This window comes from Pseudomonas sp. LBUM1655 (genome assembly GCF_059716085.1).
On sequence record NZ_CP166801.1, the window covers coordinates 1,954,410 to 1,974,520 of the forward strand.

A 20,111-nucleotide genomic window follows, 5' to 3' on the forward strand; every position below is an offset into this window, starting at 1 on the left:
CTGCTTCTCGCCAGCCGATTCGCTGGCGACACAGGCTTATCGGCCGCTTTCTTCAGGACTGGAGGGCAAACCGCGCTTAACGGGTGCGAAGTCCGTCAATAAACTCGATGATTTTGCTGCCCAGTTCAGCGGCCAACGGCAAATTCGGGTCCTTGTAGGAGGCCAATTGCCGCTTCATATCGTTATGCACGATGCGCAGAACATGGTTCATGCCTTCGATCACCGCCAGTTCGGCGTCGGGTTTGGCAGCCTTGAGCAGCTTCGCGTCTTCGGTGCCGACCTGAATATCGTTGCTGCCCTGAACAATCAGCGCTGGCATCTGCAATTGTGCGAATGCTTTTGCCGGGTCTTGGCGAAACAGCGAAATCAGATATGGCTGCACGCTCGGGCGGAAAATCACTTGCAACGGCGCCGGCACGTTGTCGTCGGTATGACCGGCCTTGAGGCTGTCGAGCAGTTCGTTGCTGCGCAGCATCAAGGGGGGCGGCAGGCTGCGGGCCAGTTGCTCGCGGATCACCTGATCGACCGGCCGGGCGCTGCCGGACAGGGAAATAACCGCAGCGGCAGCGGCATCGGCACCCGGCGCGGCCAGCGTGGCGATCAGCGCGCCTTCGCTGTGGCCGAGCAGAATCAGTTGGCCGAACCGTGGATCGGCCTTGAGCTTACGCGCCCAGGCCTGGGCGTCGGCGACATAGGCTTCCACCGACAGATTGCGCTCATCAGGCGTGGCGGCGAGGCTCGCGGCCACACCGCGTTTGTCGTAACGCACACTGGCGATGTTGTGTTTGGCCAGCACCCACGCCAGCCGTTTAAGGCTGTCATTGCGCCCGCCGTCGGGGTTGTTTCCGTCACGATCCGTAGGACCTGAGCCTGAAATAATGAGGACAACCGGCACCGGACTGTCGGACTTGGGCAGCAACAGCGAACCGAAAAGTTCGCCCTTGCCGGTATCCAAAGTCATCGGACGCTGTAGGACTGTCGCCTGGGCAAAGCCAGTAAAGAGGGTAAGACTCAAGATCAAAACTCGCAGCATCATCACGCCATCATTCGCCAAGGTGCCGGTTGGACTCGCCAACACCGCTAAGGTTCGAGGATGAACTACTCGGTTAGCCTGCGTATACTGGCGCGCATCACGAATTTGGGTTTGATTTCACGGAGCGTCCTGCATGTCCGGCAATACCTACGGCAAGTTGTTCTCTGTCACCACCGCTGGCGAAAGCCATGGTCCGGCGTTGGTCGCCATTGTCGACGGCTGCCCGCCGGGCCTGGAGATTTCCATCGAAGACCTGCAGCGCGACCTCGATCGCCGCAAGCCCGGCACCAGCCGCCACACCACCCAGCGCCAGGAGGCCGACGAAGTCGAAATCCTCTCCGGCGTGTTCGAAGGGCGCACCACCGGCTGTTCCATCGGCCTGCTGATCCGCAACACCGACCAGAAGTCCAAGGACTACTCGGCGATCAAGGATCTGTTCCGTCCGGCCCACGCCGACTACACCTACCACCATAAATACGGCGAGCGCGACTACCGTGGCGGCGGCCGTAGCTCCGCGCGTGAAACGGCGATGCGTGTGGCGGCCGGTGCGATTGCCAAGAAGTATCTGGCGAGCCAAGGCATCGTCATTCGCGGCTACATGAGCCAGCTCGGCCCGATCGAAATCCCGTTCAAGACCTGGGATTCGGTCGAAGACAACGCCTTCTTCAGCCCTGATCCGGACAAGGTTGCGGAGCTGGAAGCCTACATGGATCAGTTGCGCCGTGATCAGGACTCGGTGGGCGCGAAGATCACCGTCGTCGCCGAAGGCGTGATGCCGGGCCTGGGCGAGCCGATTTTCGACCGCCTCGACGCGGAACTGGCCCACGCACTGATGAGCATCAACGCGGTGAAAGGCGTGGAAATCGGCGCCGGTTTCGCCTGCGTCGCCCAGCGCGGCACTGAGCATCGCGATGAGCTGACTCCGGAAGGCTTCCTCAGCAACAACGCTGGTGGCATCCTCGGCGGTATCTCGTCTGGTCAGCCAATCGTTGCGCACCTGGCGCTGAAGCCGACGTCGAGCATCACCACCCCGGGCCGTTCGATCGACGTCGATGGCAACCCGGTCGACGTGATTACCAAGGGTCGCCACGATCCGTGCGTTGGCATCCGTGCCACGCCGATTGCCGAAGCGATGATGGCCATCGTGCTGATGGATCATCTGCTGCGTCACCGTGGCCAGAACGCCGATGTACGGGTGAGCACGCCGGTGCTGGGTCAGCTTTAATGGCAGACCTCAAAGCCGTCGCGGCATAACCGGCGTGGCGGCGCTCCCTTACTGGCGGCTGTCCAGTTTCTACCTGTTCTACTTCGCCTTGCTCGGCTCGACGGCGCCGTTCCTGGCGCTTTACTTCGATCACCTTGGCTTCAGCGCCGCCCGCATTGGTGAGCTAGTGGCGATCCCGATGCTGATGCGCTGCGTGGCGCCGAACATCTGGGGCTGGCTGGGTGATTACACCGGCAAACGCCTGGCTATCGTGCGCTTCGGCGCGGTGTGCACGCTGCTGACCTTTTCGCTGATTTTCGTCAGCAAGACCTACGCCTGGCTGGCGATGGTCATGGCGTTGCATGCGTTCTTCTGGCACGCGGTGTTGCCGCAGTTTGAAGTCATCACGCTGGCGCATTTGCAGGGCCAGACCTCCCGTTACAGCCAGATCCGCCTCTGGGGTTCGATCGGTTTCATCATCACCGTGGTCGCGCTGGGTCGCCTGTTCGAATGGCTCAGCCTCGACATCTACCCGGCGGCGCTGGTGTTGATCATGGCCGGCATCGTCCTCAGCAGCTTGTGGGTGCCGAACGCGCAACCGGCACAGGGCAATCGACCAAATGGGGACGGCTTTCTCAAGCAGTTGCGCAGTCCTGGCGTTCTCGCGTTTTACGGCAGTGTCGCGCTGATGCAGATGAGCCACGGGCCTTATTACACGTTTTTGACCTTGCACCTGGAACGCCTCGGCTACAGTCGCGGCGTAATCGGCATGCTTTGGGCAGTCGGTGTGGTCGCCGAAGTGCTGATGTTCATGGCCATGAGCCGGATTCTTGCGCGTATCTCGGTGCGCCGGGTGCTGATGGCCAGTTTTCTGCTGGCGGCGCTGCGCTGGTTACTGCTCGGTTCGTTCGCCGAATTCCTGGGTCTGCTGTTGTTTGCGCAGGTTCTGCACGCGGCGACCTTCGGCAGCTTTCACGCCGCTGCCATCCAGTTCGTGCAACGTAGCTTTGGTGCGCGGCAGCAAGGCCAGGGGCAGGCGTTGTATGCGGCACTGGCCGGTACCGGCGGTGCGTTGGGCGCTTTGTATTCCGGCTACAGCTGGAATGCCCTCGGCTCGACATTGACCTTTAGTATTGCCAGTCTCGCTGCGCTCGCTGCTGCCGTTATCATTGCCACACGTATGCAAGAGGACAGGCCATGAGACTTACGCGTGAACAACTCGCCCAGCAAATCGTCGACGCCGGGCGTTTTCTCTACGGTCGAGGCTGGTCGCCGGCCACCAGCAGCAACTATTCGACACGCCTGTCGTCCAGCGAAGCGCTGCTCACCGTATCCGGCAAGCACAAGGGGCAGTTGGGTCTGGATGATGTCCTGGCCACCGACTTTTCCGGTAACAGTCTGGAGCCGGGTAAAAAACCGTCCGCCGAAACCCTGCTGCACACCCAGCTCTATAGCTGGCGCCCTGAAATCGGAGCGGTGCTGCACACCCATTCGGTGAACGCCACGGTGCTTTCACGGCTGACCCCGGAAGATTTCATCGAGTTCGAAGACTACGAGCTGCAAAAAGCCTTCAGCGGCATTTCGACCCACGAATCCCGGGTGCGCGTGCCGATTTTCGACAACGATCAGGACATTGCGCGCCTTGCCGGCAAGGTGCAGCCTTGGCTCGATGGCCATCCCGATTGCATCGGCTACCTGATCCGTGGCCACGGCCTCTACACCTGGGGCGCGCAAATGAACGACGCGCTACGCCAGATCGAGGCCTTTGAATTCCTGTTTGAATGCGAGTTGAAAACTCGCAGCGTCATGAACCGCCAAGGCTGACTTCACCAGAAGCAGCCCATTTGCCTGATGAAATGCTGTGCCCGACCGGTCTGCAAGAACCGGAAGGCAAGGCCGATACCGAGGAATTGCCCCAATGAGCAGCCTGTCCGTCTATCACATTTCCAGCCCTGAGATTCCAAACAAGGTGCTGACCCATTTCGAAGACATCGCTTCCACCCTGGCCGAGCAGGGCGTGCGGTTCGACCGCTGGCAAGCCGCCGCAAAGATCCAGCCCGGCGCGACACAGGAAGAAGTGATCAGCGCTTATCAAGAGCAGATCGACAAACTGATGACCGAACGCGGCTACGTCACTGTCGATGTCATCAGCGTCAACAGCGATCACCCGCAAAAAGCCGAATTGCGCGCCAAGTTCCTTGAAGAACACCGCCACGGCGAAGACGAAGTACGCTTTTTCGTCGCTGGCCGTGGGCTTTTTACCCTGCACATCGACGATTACGTTTACGCCGTACTCTGCGAGAAGAACGATCTGATCTCGGTGCCGGCCGGCACCAGGCACTGGTTCGACATGGGCGAGCATCCGCATTTCGTGGCCATTCGCTTGTTCAACAATCCTGACGGCTGGGTCGCCAACTTCACCGGCGAAGACATCGCCGGCCGCTTCCCGCGTCTGGAGGACTGAGCCGATGTCGATCAAAGTCATTCTTACCGACATCGAAGGCACCACAAGCGCGGTGAGTTTCGTTTTCGACGTGCTGTTCCCGTATGCGGCCAAACATCTGCCGGACTTCGTGCGGCAGAACGCCGAACGTGCCGATGTCGCCGAGGAACTTGACGCTGTGCGCCGCGACAGCAACGAGCCGCAGGCTGATGTTGAACGTGTTGTCGAGATTCTGTTGGACTGGATCGCCGAAGACCGCAAGGCCACGCCGCTAAAGGCGTTGCAAGGCATGGTCTGGGAGCAGGGCTATCAGGCCGGGCAGTTGAAGGGCCACGTTTACCCGGATGCTGTTGAAGCACTTCAACGCTGGCATCAGGCGGGTTATCAACTATTTGTGTATTCGTCCGGTTCGATCCAGGCGCAGAAGCTGATCTTCGGCTGCTCTGAGGCGGGGGATCTGACGCCGCTGTTCAGTGGTTACTTCGACACCACGTCCGGGCCCAAGCGCGAGGCGCAGTCTTACACCAACATTCAACAGGCGATTGGTGTTGAACCTGCGCAGATTCTCTTTCTGTCGGACATCGTGCAGGAACTCGATGCGGCTCAGGCTGCCGGTTTGCAAACCTGCGGTCTGGCCCGTGAAGGCGGGGAGTTGGCGGGGCATGTGACGGTCGATAGTTTTACCGGAATTGAACCGGAAGCCTTCTAAAGCACCTACAAGGAAACGGCGCACAAACAAACAGGCCGTGAAGCGCATGCTTCACGGCCTGTTCTGTTTAACCGGTGAGAATTACAGCGAGTGATAAGTCGGCAGGGCAAAACGCTGCTGGCTCTGCAACATCGCAATTTGCGGCAGTTCGCTGGCCTGTTCGGCCAAGTCACGGCGAATCGCACTGATCGCCCACGACAGTTGGTCGCCGGCATGCAGTTGTTGATAGGTGAGGGCGCGCTTGAAAACTTTGCCGTCGGCACTGCGCAGGGTCAGCAGAATCCCGCCATCGGGACGCGGCGCAGTGGTGACGTCGAAGTTGGAGAACAGGGAGGTAAATTTTTCTTGGATCAGGCTCATGTTTTTCAGCTCCGTATGCACTTGAATGGCAAGTATGCAGAGGAGGTTGCAGTGATTGTGCCAGCAGTCGATAAAATTAAAATCCATATAAATCAATAAGTTAAAAAATTTAAAATTTAAACGGGTCGTGCAATCTGCATGAATGGCCATCGTGCATCCTGCATTTTGCGGGATCGTTGTCGATTCTACGGAACCAATTGGTAAAGCCAGGATCAGCGCCGTCGCCGTTGAGCCTGCGGATACAAAACATTGCAAAAACCGCGTGTACAGGCCGAGAAGCGCTGACGTATTTTCGGTCTCGACCGTCGCACAAGATCGCCGGTTGCCTCACCCAGTCGCCCGACAATAAAAACACCGGCCAACGCCAAGGCCGAACGGGGAGCTTCCATGAGTCACGCGCCAAGCGACACGATTACCTGGGGCATGATGCTCCGCAAACTGCCGATGATCGCCAAAGCCATCCCTCGGGTGGTTAAAGGCATGAAGGTGGCCAACGTCACGGATCCGACCCAAAGCTGTGGCCTTGGCTGGACATTCGAACAAGCGACTCTGCGCAATCCTGATGGGCCGGCGTTATTGCAGGGCGATGTGTTGCTGACCTATGCGCAGGTCAACCAGTGGGCCAATCGTATCGCCCACTATCTGAACGGGCAGGGCATCGGCAAGGGCGACGTGGTGGCGGTATTCGTCGAAAATCGCCCGGAACTGCTGGTGACGATACTGGCGCTGGCCAAGGTCGGCGCTGTCAGCGCGCTGCTCAATACCTCGCAGACCCGCGACACACTGATCCACAGCGTAAACCTTGTAGCGCCGGTGGCGATCGTGGTCGGCGAAGAGTTGGTGCCCGCATTTGCTGCGGTGCGCGAGCAGGTGTCGATTGCGCCGCAGCGCACTTGGTTTGTCGCGGATCAGGACACCTACAGCCACCCGGGCATTGCGCCCGAGGGCTATGTCAATCTGATCAGCGCCAGTGCCGACGCCAGCAGCGATAATCCGTCGAGCAGCCAGCAAGTATTTTTCGATGACCCTTGTTTCTACATCTACACCTCCGGCACCACCGGACTGCCCAAGGCGGGGGTGTTCAAGCACGGCCGCTGGATGCGCAGTTCCGCCAGTTTCGGCATGATCGCGCTGAATATGCGCCCGGACGACGTGGTTTATTGCACCTTGCCGCTGTACCACGCCACCGGCCTTTGCGTGTGCTGGGGCTCGGCGATCAATGGCGCATCGGGTTTTGCGATCCGCCGCAAATTCAGCGCGAGCCAGTTCTGGAGCGACGTACGCCGCTATCGCGCGACCACCATCGGCTACGTCGGCGAGTTGTGCCGCTATCTGGTCGATCAACCGGCCAGTGCCGATGATAGCCGTCACGGCGTGCGCAAGATGATCGGCAACGGTTTGCGCCCGGGCGCCTGGGCGCAATTCAAGACACGGTTTGCGGTGGATCACATTTGCGAACTGTATGCGGCGAGCGACGGCAATATCGGCTTCACCAACATCCTCAACTTTGACAACACCATCGGCTTTTCCCTGATGGCCTGGGAGTTGGTCGCCTACGATCACGACAGCGGTGAGCCTCTTCGTGGCGATGACGGTTTCATGCGCAAGGTCGGCAAGGGCGAGCAGGGGTTGCTGCTGGCACGGATCGACGAGAAGGCACCGCTGGACGGTTACACCGATCCGCAGAAGACCGCCAAGGTCGTGCTGGACGATGTGTTTAACAAAGGCGACCGTTTCTTCAATACCGGTGACTTGCTGCGAAATATCGGCTTCGGTCATGCCCAGTTTGTTGATCGGCTCGGCGACACCTATCGCTGGAAGGGCGAAAACGTTTCGACCACAGAAGTCGAAAACCTTCTGCTACAGCATCCGCACATCTCCGAGGCGGTGGCGTATGGCGTGGAAATCTGCAACACCAACGGTCGCGCCGGGATGGCGGCGATAACCCCGGCTGAATCTCTTGCGACCCTGGATTTTGCCGAACTGCTGACCTTTGCACGGCAACGCATGCCGGCCTACGCCGTACCGTTGTTTTTGCGGGTGAAGGTGAAAATGGAAACCACCGGCACCTTCAAATACCAGAAAACCCGGCTGAAAAAAGAAGGTTTCGACCCCGGCCAGACGGGCGATGACCCGATCTTCGCCTGGCTGCCCGGCACGCAGACCTATGTGCAGGTCACCGATGAAGTTTTGGCTGAAATTCATCAGGGCAAATACCGTTATTGATTGTGGCTATAGGCAATCTTGAGAAAAAGAGGGTGACAGCTATCGTCTTGCTCGGGAAAACTGTCGGCTTTCCGATTGACCGAAGTGGAGTTGCCTAATGTCCGACCAAAGCCGCCAGATGACCCCTGAAGAGGCTGCCGAATTTGCCGAGCAGGTTTTCAACAAGGCGCGTGAGGGTGATGCCGCGATGATGGCGGCGCTGCTGACTAAAGGGTTGCCACCGAATCTTCGCAATCACAAGGGCGACACATTGCTGATGCTCGCGGCTTACCACGGCCATGTGGAAACCGTGAAAGTTCTGCTGGAACACAAGGCCGACCCGGAAGTTCGCAACGACAATGGCCAAAGTCCGATTGCCGGTGCTGCTTTCAAAGGCGATCTGGCGGTAGTCTCGGCGCTGGTCGAGGGTGGCGCGCAGGTTGAAGGCTCGTCCTTCGATGGCCGCACTGCGCTGATGATGGCTGCGATGTTCAACCGTGTTGAAATCGTTGATTACCTCATCAGCAAGGGCGCCGACCCGAAAGCCAAGGATGCCAATGGTGTCTCCGCGCTGGACGCTGCGCGGACCATGGGCGCGGTCGATACCACCGCGCAGCTGGAAAAACTGCTGGGTTGATCAGGTCAAAAGATCGCAGCCTTCGGTAGCGCCTGCACTGATCTTCTGTAGGCGCTACCGAAGGCTGCGATCTTTTGCTTTTCTGCGCTATCCTTCGCGCCCTCAAAATCTACCCTCGCCATAGGATCCGCCCTTATGAAAGCCGCACTCGTCGAACTCATCAGCAAAATCAGTTCCGGCTGCATGGGCGAGGACGAGATCCTGAACGTGGCCGATGAAGCCGCTCAGGCCTACGCCGATGCCGACGCGTTTCTGGCCGCCAATCCGGACATCAACTATGACGACACGTTCCCGATGCCGCTGGGCGAATGGGTCGTCGTCGGCAGCCTGCCGGAAACCGTAATGTTTCAGGCCGACACCTACGTCGACCTGTTCGCGCAGATTGTTGCTTCGTTCGGCCCGGGCGTGGATTTCAACCTCAAACCCAAGCAACTGGCCAAGACCGAAGCGTTGACCGCACTCAACCGTATCCAGGTGCAGATGAGCAGTCTGAGCAAGGAAAACGGCGGTTACACGCTGATGAACTTCAGTCAGTTGCTCGACGATGAGCTGCAAGTGGTGCTGGTCTATGGCAACGATGTGCCACGGGTGCTGGAACTGTGCGCCGAGGTCGGCATCGCCGCCGCACCGTCGCTGGAAGCGCTGAAGATCGCCGTTCACGTCTGAGCGTAATAAAAGGGAACCCTGCGCTGGCCCGTCTATCCTAAAAGTGCATGCCACTATTCTGGAGCGACACCATGGGTTCGACGTTTAACGGTCTGATCGGTCTGATCATTCTCGCCCTCGACATCTGGGCCATCATTAATGTGCTGAAAAGCGGCGCGTCCACCGGGATGAAAATTGTCTGGGTGCTGCTGATCATCCTCCTGCCGGTGCTGGGCCTGATCATCTGGGCAATCGCCGGGCCGCGGGGGAATGTCCGAATCTAGCCGCTACTTTCGAGAACAACTCGAAACCTGTGGTAGCTGGCAAGCCAGCTACCACAGGGATTGTGCCAAGCCGATGGCGCGAGGTTCGACCTGTCATCTTCGGCAACGTAGAATGCGCGCCTTTCCCGGACAATCGTCGCCACGATTGGCGCCCGCGCATTCATCGGAGCACGTCACCATGACAGTCACCAAAACCAGTGAGTACCTGGAAACCCTCTACGAAGGCTACGGTCAGCGGTTTCGCATGGAAAAACTGCTGCACGAAGTGCGCACCGAACACCAGCATCTGGTGATCTTCCAGAACCCGCGAATGGGCCGGGTAATGGCGCTTGACGGCGTGATCCAGACCACCGAAGCCGACGAATTCATCTACCACGAAATGCTCACCCACGTGCCGATCCTCGCCCACGGCACCGCCAAGCGCGTGCTGATCATCGGCGGCGGTGACGGCGGCATGCTGCGTGAAGTGGCCAAGCACGGCAGTGTCGAGCACATCACCATGGTCGAGATCGACGGCACCGTGGTCGACATGTGCAAGCAATTCCTGCCGAACCATTCCAAGGGCGCCTACGAAGATCCGCGTCTGAACCTGGTGATCGATGACGGCATGCGTTTTGTCGCCACCACCACCGATAAATTCGACGTGATCATCTCCGACTCCACTGACCCGATCGGCCCGGGCGAAGTGTTGTTCTCGGAAAACTTCTACCAGGCCTGCCACCGTTGCCTGAACGAAGGCGGCATCCTCGTGACTCAGAACGGCACGCCGTTCATGCAGATCGACGAAGTCAAAACCACTGCCGGCCGCCTGCGCAGCCTGTTTCCGGACTGGCATTTCTATCAGGCCGCTGTTCCGACCTATATCGGCGGCTCGATGACGTTCGCTTGGGGTTCGACCAACCCGGCCTACCGCAAGTTGAGCCGTGAAACCCTGCGACAGCGTTTCATCGGCAGCGGCATTGTCACTCGCTACTACAACCCGGAAATTCACATCGGTGCGTTTGCGCTGCCGCAGTACGTACTGCAGGCGATCAACAAGCCAGGCAACGACTGAAAATCACGCAACTCCTACAGCGGATGTAACTTTTTTCATGTTCGCTCGCAGCAATCCTTTTGAACGATCAATCCGGCCAAAAGTCGAGATAGGTGTAAGCCCATTTGCGGGTTTGATCGAGGAGGCACCGATGCAAAAGTGGAAAGTCACTTTCGTGGACGATCATGGTGAAATTGTCGATGAGGTCTTCGAGCGTGCGGAATGCCCAAGCGACGATGAAGCTGCTCGACTGATCAAGGAACGGCTCCTGCCTGTCGCCGCCGAACTGGATCTGAACGATCTGGAAGGGCGCACTGCCGATGCAGGCGTCAAAAGCCTGAAAACCCAGAACAGCATCGAAATCCGCAGTATCACTCCCATCTGAAATTCTTCTTGTCACTTGAAGCACCAGGCCTTGGCAGCAGCTCTATCTTGGGGCTACTCTGCAAGCGAGATCAGCGAACGGATCGCTAAGGTCTGGTCTTGTCAGCTACATGCTTGTTTCCCGCGCGCAACCACGTTGCCGTAGTACTTTGGCCAGTAAGGCCCGGGGCGGGAATACGGAAAGTCTATCCATCTATCCGAGGGGGACGATTCATGAGCACAGCCTATCAAGAAGACATCAGCAGCAATGTACTGCGCCGCATGAAAGAAGGCGGTTTCGATTTTTCCCGATTCCATCCCATCGAGTTTTACGCCATTTTCCCGGACGAGGAGCGGGCGCGCAGGGCGGCAGGCAAGTTTCGCGGTGAATCCATCAATGCCCAGGTCAGCGCGCGCGACGACGGCGCGTGGTCTCTGGAATTGAGCAAAGTGATGTACGCGACCTATGACGATATCGGCGATTTCGAGCAGGGCTTTTCGGCGGTGGTCGAGCCCTTGGGTGGCATCATCGAAGGCTGGGGCGTCAAGCAGGAGGTGCGTAACCGCTACCGTTTGAACTGATCTCTGGTAATCAACGCAAGCAACGGCTGACCTTCGGGTTGGCCGTTGTCGTTTTTGGCTTGCTTGAATTCCCGTGGCAAAACCCTGAAACAAGAATCCGAGGCAAAAAAAAGCCACCGGAGAGGGTGGCTAAAAGGGAAGACCGATAAGGAGAGGAAACCGGTCAGGGTTAAGGCTTTGAGGGCCGCAAAGGCAGTCCGGATCGATTGGGCTGAAGGCTTCATCGGGGGAAGTTTTTTCAGCGGATGCGCGGATTATCCGCAGCCAGCCGCGAGCAGTGAAATCAACTCTGACTATGCTGGTGATAGGCGACAGCACTGCGTCGCAATGAGGCGGGGGCAATCAGGTTGGGGCATTTGTCGCACAGGAATGGTGCGGCGCCTGTGGCGTGATTATCCAACCGATTGAAATCAAAGCGTTTATGCCGATGGCACGGGCCTTGCGATGGTCTGGATGTCCGGGTGACAAGGAGTACGGCATGATCCGCACCTATTTTGATGAGATGTACGATGCCGGCGGCCAGGTCCGCCCGCATTACCGGGAGTTTGCCCGGTGGTTGGCTGACACGCCTGACGAGCTGTTGGCCCAGCGGCGCCGCGAGGCCGATCTGCTGTTCCATCGTGCCGGCATCACGTTCACGCTCTACGGGGACGAGCAGGGCACAGAGCGCCTGATTCCGTTCGACACCATTCCGCGCAGCATTCCCGCCAGTGAGTGGCGGATTGTCGAGCGCGGCTGCATCCAGCGGGTCAAGGCGTTGAACATGTTCCTCGCCGACCTCTATCACGAGCAGCGCATCATCAAGGCCGGGATTATTCCCGCCGAACAGGTGCTGGCCAACGAGCAGTATCAGTTGGCGATGCAAGGGCTGGATCTGCACCGCGATATCTATTCGCATATCTCCGGCGTCGATCTGGTGCGCGACGGCGACGGCACCTATTACGTGCTTGAAGACAACCTGCGCACACCGAGCGGCGTGAGCTACATGCTTGAAGACCGCAAGATGATGATGCGTCTGTTCCCGGAGTTGTTTTCCGCCCAGCGTATCGCGCCTATCGATCATTATCCGAACCTGCTGCTCGACACGCTGAAAAGCTCAAGCCCGATTGACGATCCGAGCGTGGTGGTACTGACGCCGGGACGCTTCAACAGTGCGTTTTTCGAGCACGCCTTTCTGGCTCGAGAAATGGGCGTCGAACTGGTGGAAGGTGCGGATCTGTTTGTGCGCGATGACAAGGTCTTCATGCGCACCACCGATGGCCCGAAAGCGGTGGACGTGATCTACCGCCGCCTCGACGACGCGTTCCTCGATCCGCTGGCGTTCAATCCGGATTCGATGCTTGGCGTACCGGGCCTGCTGTCGTCCTATCGCTCCGGCAATGTGGTGCTGGCCAACGCCATCGGCACGGGCGTGGCGGATGACAAATCGGTGTATCCGTTTGTCACCGACATGATCCGTTTCTACCTCGATGAAGAACCGATTCTTAAGAACGTACCGACCTGGCAGTGTCGTAATCCGTCTGAACTTTCCCATGTGCTGGCCAATCTTCCGGATCTGGTGGTCAAGGAAACCCAGGGTTCCGGTGGTTACGGGATGCTGGTGGGGCCTGCTGCGACAACCGCGGAAATCGATTCCTTCCGCGAGCGCATCAAGGCCAAGCCCCACGCTTACATCGCGCAACCGACGCTGTCGCTGTCGACCTGCCCGACCTTTGTCGAAAACGGCATTGCGCCGCGCCATATCGACTTGCGGCCATTTGTCTTGTCCGGTCGCGAAACCCGGGTTGTGCCCGGTGGTTTGACCCGTGTCGCCCTGCGCGAAGGCTCCCTGGTGGTGAATTCTTCCCAGGGTGGCGGAACCAAGGACACCTGGGTGGTCGAGGATTGAAGGAAGCTTGCCATGTTAAGTAGAACTGCCTCGGATCTGTATTGGATGTCGCGTTACCTGGAGCGGGCGGAAAACCTCGCGCGGATGCTCGACATCAGTTATTCGCTGTCGCTGATGCCGCAAGACGGTCGCGGTGACGGTTTGCACGAACTGGCCATGCCGCTGCTGATTACCGGCACCCTGGATGATTACCTCGAGCGTCACGGTGCTTTGCATGCCGAACGCCTGCTGCATTTCTTCGCCCTCGATGCCGCCAATCCGGCGAGCATCTATAGCTGCCTCGGCGCGGCGCGGGCCAGCGCGCACGCGGTGCGCGGGCGCATCACCGCCGACATGTGGGAAAACATCAACGCAACGTGGCTGGAAATTCGCGGGATCGCCGAACAGGGCCTGAGCCGCTATGGCATGAGCCGCTTCTGTGAATGGATCAAGGAGCGTTCGCACCTGTTTCGTGGCGCGTCCTACGGCACGATCATGCGTAACGATGCGTTTCGCTTTATTCGCCTGGGGACGTTCATCGAGCGCGCCGACAACACGTTGCGACTGCTCGACGCGCGTTACGAGATGGCTGGCGATCAGGCCGAAGCCGTCAGTGACGGGACGGCCCACGCGTATTACCAGTGGAGTGCGTTGCTGCGAGCGTTGTCGTCGTTCGAGGCCTATACCGAAATCTATCGCGATGCGCCCGGCGCCCGACATGTCGCCGAGCTGCTGTTGTTGCGCGCCGATGTACCACGCTCCCTGCGTGCCTGCACCGAAGAAATCGACCAGATACTCGCCCAGTTGCCAGGCGCCAACGGTCGTCCCGCGCAACGTCTGGCGGCCGAAATGGACGCACGCCTGCGCTACACCGGCATCAACGAAATTCTCGAGGAAGGCCTGCACGCCTGGCTGACCGAGTTCATCCCATTGGTGCGCCAGTTGGGCAACGCCATTCACAGTTCCTACCTGGAGGCTGCATGAGACTTTCCATTAGCCACGAGACCACCTATCACTACGAAGATCAGGTGCGGGCGAGCATCCAGTACTTGCGACTGACCCCCCACGACAGCGAGCGGCAGCATGTGCTGAGCTGGCAGCTCGACCTGCCGCGCCCGGTGCGCGCGCAACTCGATCCGTTCGGCAACATCCTCCACGTGCTAACCATGGACGAGCCGCACGAATCGATCATCATCGGTGCTCGTGGTCAGGTCGACATCGACGAATTGCGTGAGGCCGAGCATGAAAGCCAGTCGGCGTTGCCGTTTCTGCGGTTCACCCGGTTGACCGAGGCGGACGAGGCGCTACGCGCGTTCGCTGCAAAATCCTGCAAGCAGCGTCGCGACCGCACCGCACTGATCGATTTGATGCACGGCCTGAATCAGCACATGACCTACACGCCGGGTTCCACCGAAGTCGACACCAGCGCTGCCGAGGCTTTCGCCGGGCGCTCGGGCGTTTGTCAGGATCACACCCACGCGTTTCTGGCCTGCGCGCGCAGCCTGGGGATTCCGTCGCGGTATGTGTCGGGGTATCTGTACAGCGAGGATTGCGAACACCTGGCCAGCCATGCCTGGGCGGAAGCGTGGCTGGATGACGCCTGGTACAGTTTTGACGTGACCAATGAACTGGCGCGACCTGAGCGGCACCTGAAACTGGCGGTGGGTCTGGATTACCTCGATGCCTGCCCGGTGCGCGGCATGCGCCGGGGTGGTGGGTGTGAGCAGATGCATGCGAAGGTGTTTGTGTCGCCGACGCCGGCGCCGGTGATCTCTGTGCAGCAACAATAAACACCGAACCCCTGTAGGAGCGAGCCTGCTCGCGACAGCAATCTGTCAGCCAGTACATGCAAGGCTGGCACACCGTTATCGCGAGCAGGCTCGCTCCTACATTGGATCTGTGTTCAGGGCTTGTTTTTGCGCCCGGCCATGTGCTGCAAATACCCGATCAACATCTGCAAATCCCCATCCGGCAGCACATCCGCAGAAAACCCCGGCATCTTCGCCTGCGGCCACTGGCGCAAACTCTGCGGATCACGAATGTAGCGCTTGAGGAAATCTGCACCGAAATACTCGGTCGGGTTATACGGAATATTCAGATCCGGCCCGAACTGCGCATCTCCCGCACCGTTCAAGCGATGACACGCGAGGCAGTTTTTCTGAAACAGCGCAAAACCCTGATTGACCGGGTCATTGGCCTTTAACGCAGGATCTGGCCGGAGGGCAGGAAAACGCTCGGCCACCGGCGCCATGCGCTTGATGCTGGCGACTTGAAACGGCCATTGTTCCGGGCTGATATTCCCCGCTTGCGGATCGGTCCACACCAGATAAAACGGCCCGGCGCTGTGTTTGCCCTCTGACAACGGCGGCCAGGGTTTGGCCGGGTCCTCGATGGCCAGCCAGGCCCGCGCGCCTTTCTGATTGAGCAACGGCGCAGCGGCAAGCTCGGCGGCAAAGCCATCCAGTGCGACCGCTTGCAGATGATCCTCAGGTTTGATGCCCGTCAGCAACGCCGCGACGGGCAAGGCGCGATAGGTCATGTCCTTCTTGTAGGACACGTCGCTTTTTACCGTGAGCGTTTGTACCTGAGGATGCTTGAGCAGCTCCTCGGTCTGCCAGGTGCGGCTATTTGCGCCCAACTGCAGATCCAGTTGCGCGGCAGACAAGGGCATGCTCAGCAGCATGGCCCCAAACACAATGAGCGCTTTCAAATGATCGCCGTCCATGTCGTGGAAGTGCGCGAAGGTTGGCACAGCCACGCTGGCCCGGGTAGCGGGCCAGTCACATTTTTAGTGGCGAATTACAGCACCTGCCGCTTGAACTCAGCCGATGACCTTGGTCAGGTTCGGCAAAATCAACAACAGCGTCGTGGCGAAAAGAATGAGTCCTGCTTGACGAACTTTCGGTTGTTTGAACATGGCTTGACCGCCTTTATTGTTATTTCCTGATGCTTGCCTGCATATCCATGACGGCAAGCGCTGCACTTCCTGTTGAATGACGCCTGCCTCGGCAAAACCCGACGGCCATGACGTACATGTCTTACCTTAGGGCCCGCGTCACGCTTGGCTTAGATCCATTTCATATGTACTTGCTGCTGAGTGCGATTAAAAAGGCATGAGGCGTATTGCCAGCTTCTTTGCCGCCCGCTTGCTAGACAACTCGCCGACCTGAACCGGTTCACCCAATCGCCGATGACCGTCCGTCTGAGCGTGCGCGTCAATGTCATTGAGCGCTGTGGTCATTGAATCCGTGACCGTCGGGGACAACAGTGACAGTACGAAATTCACTCACCGCGCAGGTTCGAGGACGTCATGACCCAAGCTTTGATTTTCGACGCGTTACGCACGCCCCGTGGCAAAGGCAAGGCCGACGGCGCCTTGCACAGTGTCAAACCGGTAAATCTGGTGGCTGGTCTGTTGACCGCGCTGCACGAGCGCACCTCACTGGATACCAGCCAGGTCGATGACGTTGTGCTCGGCTGCGTTACGCCGATTGGCGATCAAGGCTCGGACATCGCCAAAACTGCCGTGCAAGTGGCCGATTGGGACGTTAGCGTGGCAGGTGTGCAGATCAACCGGTTTTGCGCTTCAGGACTGGAAGCGGTCAACCTCGGTGCCATGAAGGTGCGCTCGGGTTTCGAAGACTTGGTGGTGGTCGGCGGCGTCGAGTCGATGTCGCGGGTGCCGATGGGCAGCGATGGCGGCGCCTGGGCGCTGGACCCCCAGACCAATCTGCACAGTCACTTCACGCCACAGGGTGTGGGGGCGGATTTGATCGCCACCCTGGAAGGCTTCAGCCGCCAGGACGTCGATGCCTACGCGCTGTACTCACAACAGAAAGCCGCGCGGGCGCGGGCCGATGGCTCGTTCAACAAATCGTTGGTGCCGGTGCAGGATCAAAACGGCATCATCTTGCTCGATCACGATGAGTTCATTCGCGCCGAATCGACGCTGGAAGGGCTGGGCAAGCTCAAGCCGAGTTTTGAAATGATCGGTCAAATGGGTTTCGACGCGACCGCGCTGCGTGTTTACAGCCATGTCGAGCGAATCAATCACGTGCACACACCGGGAAACAGTTCCGGAATCGTCGATGGCGCGGCGTTGATGCTGATCGGCTCCGAAGCCAAGGGGCGGGCGCTGGGCTTGCAGCCTCGGGCGCGCATCGTCGCCACGGCGGTCACCAGCACCGATCCGACCATCATGCTCACCGGCCCGGCGCCGGCCACCCGCAAAGCGCTGGCCAAGGCCGGGCTGCGTGTGGAAGACATTGACCTGTTCGAGGTCAACGAAGCGTTTGCCTCAGTAGTACTGAAATTCATCAAAGACATGGCGGTCGACCCGGACAAGGTCAACGTCAACGGCGGCTCCATCGCCATGGGCCACCCGCTGGGCGCCACCGGTTGCGCGATCCTCGGCACCTTGCTCGATGAACTAGAGGTTCGGCGCCTGCGTTACGGCCTGGCGACGCTGTGTGTCGGCGGCGGCATGGGCATTGCCACCATCATCGAACGTCTCTGAGTCCCGAATTCAAGGAACCCTGTTATGAGCGAAGCCATTCGTTACGAAAAAGGCCAGGACGCGATCGTCGTTTTGACCATCGACATGCCGGGCCAGAGCGCCAACACCATGAACGCGGTCTACCGTGAGGCCATGGCCGCCTGCGTCGCCCGACTTGTCGCGGAAAAAGACAGCATTGCCGGGGTCATCATCACGTCGGCGAAGAAAACTTTTTTTGCCGGCGGCGACCTCAATGAGTTGATCAGGGTTGGCAAGCCCGAAGCCAAAGCCTTTTATGACATGGTGCTGACCCTCAAAGGGCAACTGCGCACTCTGGAAACTTTAGGTAAACCGGTGGTCGCGGCCATCAACGGTGCGGCACTGGGCGGTGGTTGGGAAATCTGCCTCGCTTGTCATCACCGGGTAGCGTTGGACGATGCGTCCGTGCAGCTCGGTCTGCCGGAAGTGACTCTCGGTTTGTTGCCGGGCGGCGGCGGGGTGGTGCGCATGGTGCGTATGCTTGGCATCGAGAAGGCGCTGCCGTATCTGCTCGAAGGCAAAAAGGTTCGTCCGCAACAGGCGTTACAGGCCGGTTTGATCGATGCGCTGGCGACGGATCGGGATGAACTGCTGGCCAAGGCTCGCGCGTGGATCGTTGCCAATCCGACGGCGGTGCAGCGTTGGGACGTGAAGGGGTATCAGATCCCGGGCGGTACGCCGTCGAATCCGAAAGTCGCACAGATGCTGGCGATAGCACCGTCGATCCTGCGCACCAAAACCCAAGGCACGCTGCCGGCACCGGAGAAGATTCTGTGTGCGGCGGTGGAGGGCGCTCAGGTCGATTTCGACACCGCGCACCTGATTGAAACCCGCTACTTCACAGAGTTGACCACCGGCCAGATCTCCAAAAACCTGATCGGCACGTTCTGGTTTCAGCTCAACGAGATCAATGCTGGTGCCTCACGGCCGCAGGGCTTTGCGCCTTATAAAACGCAGAAAGTCGGCGTACTCGGCGCCGGCATGATGGGCGCGGGGATCGCTTTTGTCAGTGCCTCGGCCGGCATCGAAGTGGTGCTCAAGGACATCAACCTCGCTGCAGCCGAGAAGGGCAAGGCCCATTCGGCAGCGCTGCTCGACAAGAAAGTAGCCCGTGGGCAAATGACTGCTGAACAGCGCGAAGCGGTGTTGGCGCGAATTCATCCGACTGAAACCGATACCGATCTGGCCGGTTGCGATTTGATCATTGAAGCGGTGTTTGAGGATCGCGAACTGAAAGCCAAAGTCTCGGCGGCCGCGCAGGAAATTGTCGGCGCCGACGCTGTAATTGCCTCCAACACCTCGACCTTGCCGATCAGCGGGCTGGCGACTGCCGTACCCGATCAGAGCAAATTCATCGGCCTTCATTTCTTCAGCCCGGTCGAGAAAATGCCGCTGGTGGAAATCATCAAAGGCGCTCAGACCAGCGAGGAAACCCTGGCGCGGGGTTTCGATTTCGTTCTGCAAATCAAGAAAACCCCGATTGTGGTCAACGACAGTCGCGGCTTTTTCACTTCGCGGGTATTCGGTACCTTCACCAATGAAGGCATCGCCATGCTCGGCGAGGGCGTGAGCGCACCGATGATCGAGACCGAAGCGCGCAAGGCCGGGATGCCGGTCGGGCCTCTGGCGATCTCTGACGAAGTTTCCCTCAGCCTGATGAGCCATATCCGCAAGCAAACGGCCAAAGACCTGCAAGCGGAAGAGAAACCGCTGATAAATCATCCGGCGTTCGCCGTGATTGACTTGTTGCTCAATGAATACAAGCGTCCCGGCAAGGCCGCTGGTGGCGGTTTCTATGAATACCCGGCTGGTAGCCAGAAGCATTTGTGGCCCGAGCTGAAGACTCGCTTCGAGAAGGCTGACGGGCAAATTTCGCCGAAGGATGTGCGCGATCGCCTGCTGTTCGTGCAAGCCATCGAAACCGTGCGCTGCGTGGAGGAGGGTGTCCTGACTTCGACGGCGGACGCCAACGTCGGATCGATCTTCGGCATCGGCTTCGCTGCTTGGACCGGCGGTGCCCTGCAGTTCATCAATCAATACGGGGTGAAGGATTTTGTCGCCCGTGCGCAGTATCTGGCCGAACAATATGGCGATCGGTTCGCGCCACCTGCCCTGTTACTGGAAAAAGCGGCGAAAGGGGAGCTGTTCTAAAGGGTGGGAAGCCAATCCGGGGCTTGCCTTGCCAGGGTGTTTCAAGGCAGGCTCTGGGGTG

20 protein-coding genes are annotated in these 20,111 nt (G+C 59.2%); 17 read left to right on the plus strand and 3 right to left on the minus strand.

Annotated elements, in window-relative coordinates:
• Positions 1-76 precede the first annotated feature (76 nt).
• Positions 77-1,036, minus strand: coding sequence for an alpha/beta hydrolase (locus ACA074_RS08800; protein WP_497678794.1), 960 nt, complete (start codon positions 1,034-1,036; stop codon positions 77-79).
• Between the two features lie 130 nt (positions 1,037-1,166).
• On the opposite strand from ACA074_RS08800, the gene aroC reads away from it, so the two are divergent.
• From aroC to mtnC, 5 genes are all read left to right on the plus strand, one after another.
• Positions 1,167-2,258 (plus strand): chorismate synthase, encoded by a 1,092-nt coding sequence (aroC, locus tag ACA074_RS08805; protein ID WP_401269729.1) that lies wholly within the window; start codon positions 1,167-1,169, stop codon positions 2,256-2,258.
• Between the two features lie 34 nt (positions 2,259-2,292).
• The gene (locus tag ACA074_RS08810; RefSeq protein ID WP_497678795.1) at positions 2,293-3,438 is read left to right on the plus strand and encodes an MFS transporter; all 1,146 of its coding nucleotides are present in this window, start codon (positions 2,293-2,295) and stop codon (positions 3,436-3,438) included.
• On the plus strand, positions 3,435-4,061 hold the full coding sequence (locus ACA074_RS08815; RefSeq protein WP_497678796.1) for a methylthioribulose 1-phosphate dehydratase: 627 nt from the start codon (positions 3,435-3,437) through the stop codon (positions 4,059-4,061). Before ACA074_RS08810 ends, ACA074_RS08815 begins: the two co-directional genes overlap by 4 nt.
• Positions 4,062-4,155: 94 nt before the next feature.
• Positions 4,156-4,701, plus strand: a complete 546-nt coding sequence (locus tag ACA074_RS08820; protein ID WP_401269735.1) for a 1,2-dihydroxy-3-keto-5-methylthiopentene dioxygenase — start codon at positions 4,156-4,158, stop codon at positions 4,699-4,701.
• Between the two features lie 4 nt (positions 4,702-4,705).
• Positions 4,706-5,389: an acireductone synthase gene (gene mtnC / locus ACA074_RS08825; protein ID WP_497678797.1), complete on the plus strand. Its 684-nt coding sequence runs from the start codon at positions 4,706-4,708 to the stop codon at positions 5,387-5,389.
• Between the two features lie 81 nt (positions 5,390-5,470).
• On the opposite strand, the gene ACA074_RS08830 is transcribed toward mtnC, so the two are convergent.
• The gene (locus ACA074_RS08830) at positions 5,471-5,749 is read right to left on the minus strand and encodes a DUF3509 domain-containing protein (protein WP_095191301.1); all 279 of its coding nucleotides are present in this window, start codon (positions 5,747-5,749) and stop codon (positions 5,471-5,473) included.
• Between the two features lie 387 nt (positions 5,750-6,136).
• Here ACA074_RS08830 and ACA074_RS08835 point away from each other — a divergent pair, with 387 nt between their 5' ends.
• From ACA074_RS08835 to ACA074_RS08880, 10 genes are all read left to right on the plus strand, one after another.
• On the plus strand, positions 6,137-7,975 hold the full coding sequence (locus ACA074_RS08835; protein WP_401269741.1) for a long-chain-acyl-CoA synthetase: 1,839 nt from the start codon (positions 6,137-6,139) through the stop codon (positions 7,973-7,975).
• Between the two features lie 97 nt (positions 7,976-8,072).
• Positions 8,073-8,591 (plus strand): ankyrin repeat domain-containing protein, encoded by a 519-nt coding sequence (locus ACA074_RS08840; protein ID WP_187680088.1) that lies wholly within the window; start codon positions 8,073-8,075, stop codon positions 8,589-8,591.
• A gap of 135 nt (positions 8,592-8,726) precedes the next feature.
• Positions 8,727-9,257, plus strand: coding sequence for a hypothetical protein (locus ACA074_RS08845; RefSeq protein WP_187680089.1), 531 nt, complete (start codon positions 8,727-8,729; stop codon positions 9,255-9,257).
• 71 nt (positions 9,258-9,328) lie between these two features.
• Positions 9,329-9,520 (plus strand): PLDc N-terminal domain-containing protein, encoded by a 192-nt coding sequence (locus tag ACA074_RS08850; RefSeq protein WP_016773784.1) that lies wholly within the window; start codon positions 9,329-9,331, stop codon positions 9,518-9,520.
• Between the two features lie 178 nt (positions 9,521-9,698).
• Positions 9,699-10,574, plus strand: a complete 876-nt coding sequence (speE, locus tag ACA074_RS08855; protein WP_497678798.1) for a polyamine aminopropyltransferase — start codon at positions 9,699-9,701, stop codon at positions 10,572-10,574.
• 130 nt (positions 10,575-10,704) lie between these two features.
• A complete protein-coding gene (locus ACA074_RS08860) occupies positions 10,705-10,938 on the plus strand; it encodes a hypothetical protein (protein WP_085613485.1) in 234 nt (77 codons plus the stop codon).
• 212 nt (positions 10,939-11,150) lie between these two features.
• Positions 11,151-11,498, plus strand: a complete 348-nt coding sequence (locus ACA074_RS08865) for a ribonuclease E inhibitor RraB (protein WP_003223226.1) — start codon at positions 11,151-11,153, stop codon at positions 11,496-11,498.
• Between the two features lie 478 nt (positions 11,499-11,976).
• Positions 11,977-13,386 carry a circularly permuted type 2 ATP-grasp protein gene (locus tag ACA074_RS08870; RefSeq protein WP_187680092.1) on the plus strand — a complete coding sequence of 470 codons (1,410 nt, stop codon included), beginning with the start codon at positions 11,977-11,979 and terminating at the stop codon, positions 13,384-13,386.
• 12 nt (positions 13,387-13,398) lie between these two features.
• The gene (locus tag ACA074_RS08875; protein ID WP_007914063.1) at positions 13,399-14,349 is read left to right on the plus strand and encodes an alpha-E domain-containing protein; all 951 of its coding nucleotides are present in this window, start codon (positions 13,399-13,401) and stop codon (positions 14,347-14,349) included.
• The gene (locus ACA074_RS08880) at positions 14,346-15,155 is read left to right on the plus strand and encodes a transglutaminase family protein (RefSeq protein WP_401269748.1); all 810 of its coding nucleotides are present in this window, start codon (positions 14,346-14,348) and stop codon (positions 15,153-15,155) included. Before ACA074_RS08875 ends, ACA074_RS08880 begins: the two co-directional genes overlap by 4 nt.
• A 113-nt stretch (positions 15,156-15,268) precedes the next feature.
• Here ACA074_RS08880 and ACA074_RS08885 read toward each other — a convergent pair whose 3' ends face one another.
• Positions 15,269-16,090, minus strand: coding sequence for a c-type cytochrome (locus tag ACA074_RS08885; RefSeq protein WP_401269769.1), 822 nt, complete (start codon positions 16,088-16,090; stop codon positions 15,269-15,271).
• Positions 16,091-16,675: 585 nt separating this feature from the next.
• On the opposite strand from ACA074_RS08885, the gene ACA074_RS08890 reads away from it, so the two are divergent.
• The gene (locus ACA074_RS08890; RefSeq protein WP_497678799.1) at positions 16,676-17,881 is read left to right on the plus strand and encodes an acetyl-CoA C-acetyltransferase; all 1,206 of its coding nucleotides are present in this window, start codon (positions 16,676-16,678) and stop codon (positions 17,879-17,881) included.
• A 24-nt stretch (positions 17,882-17,905) separates the two neighbouring features.
• Positions 17,906-20,050: a 3-hydroxyacyl-CoA dehydrogenase NAD-binding domain-containing protein gene (locus ACA074_RS08895; RefSeq protein ID WP_497678800.1), complete on the plus strand. Its 2,145-nt coding sequence runs from the start codon at positions 17,906-17,908 to the stop codon at positions 20,048-20,050.
• The last annotated feature ends 61 nt before the right edge of the window (positions 20,051-20,111 follow it).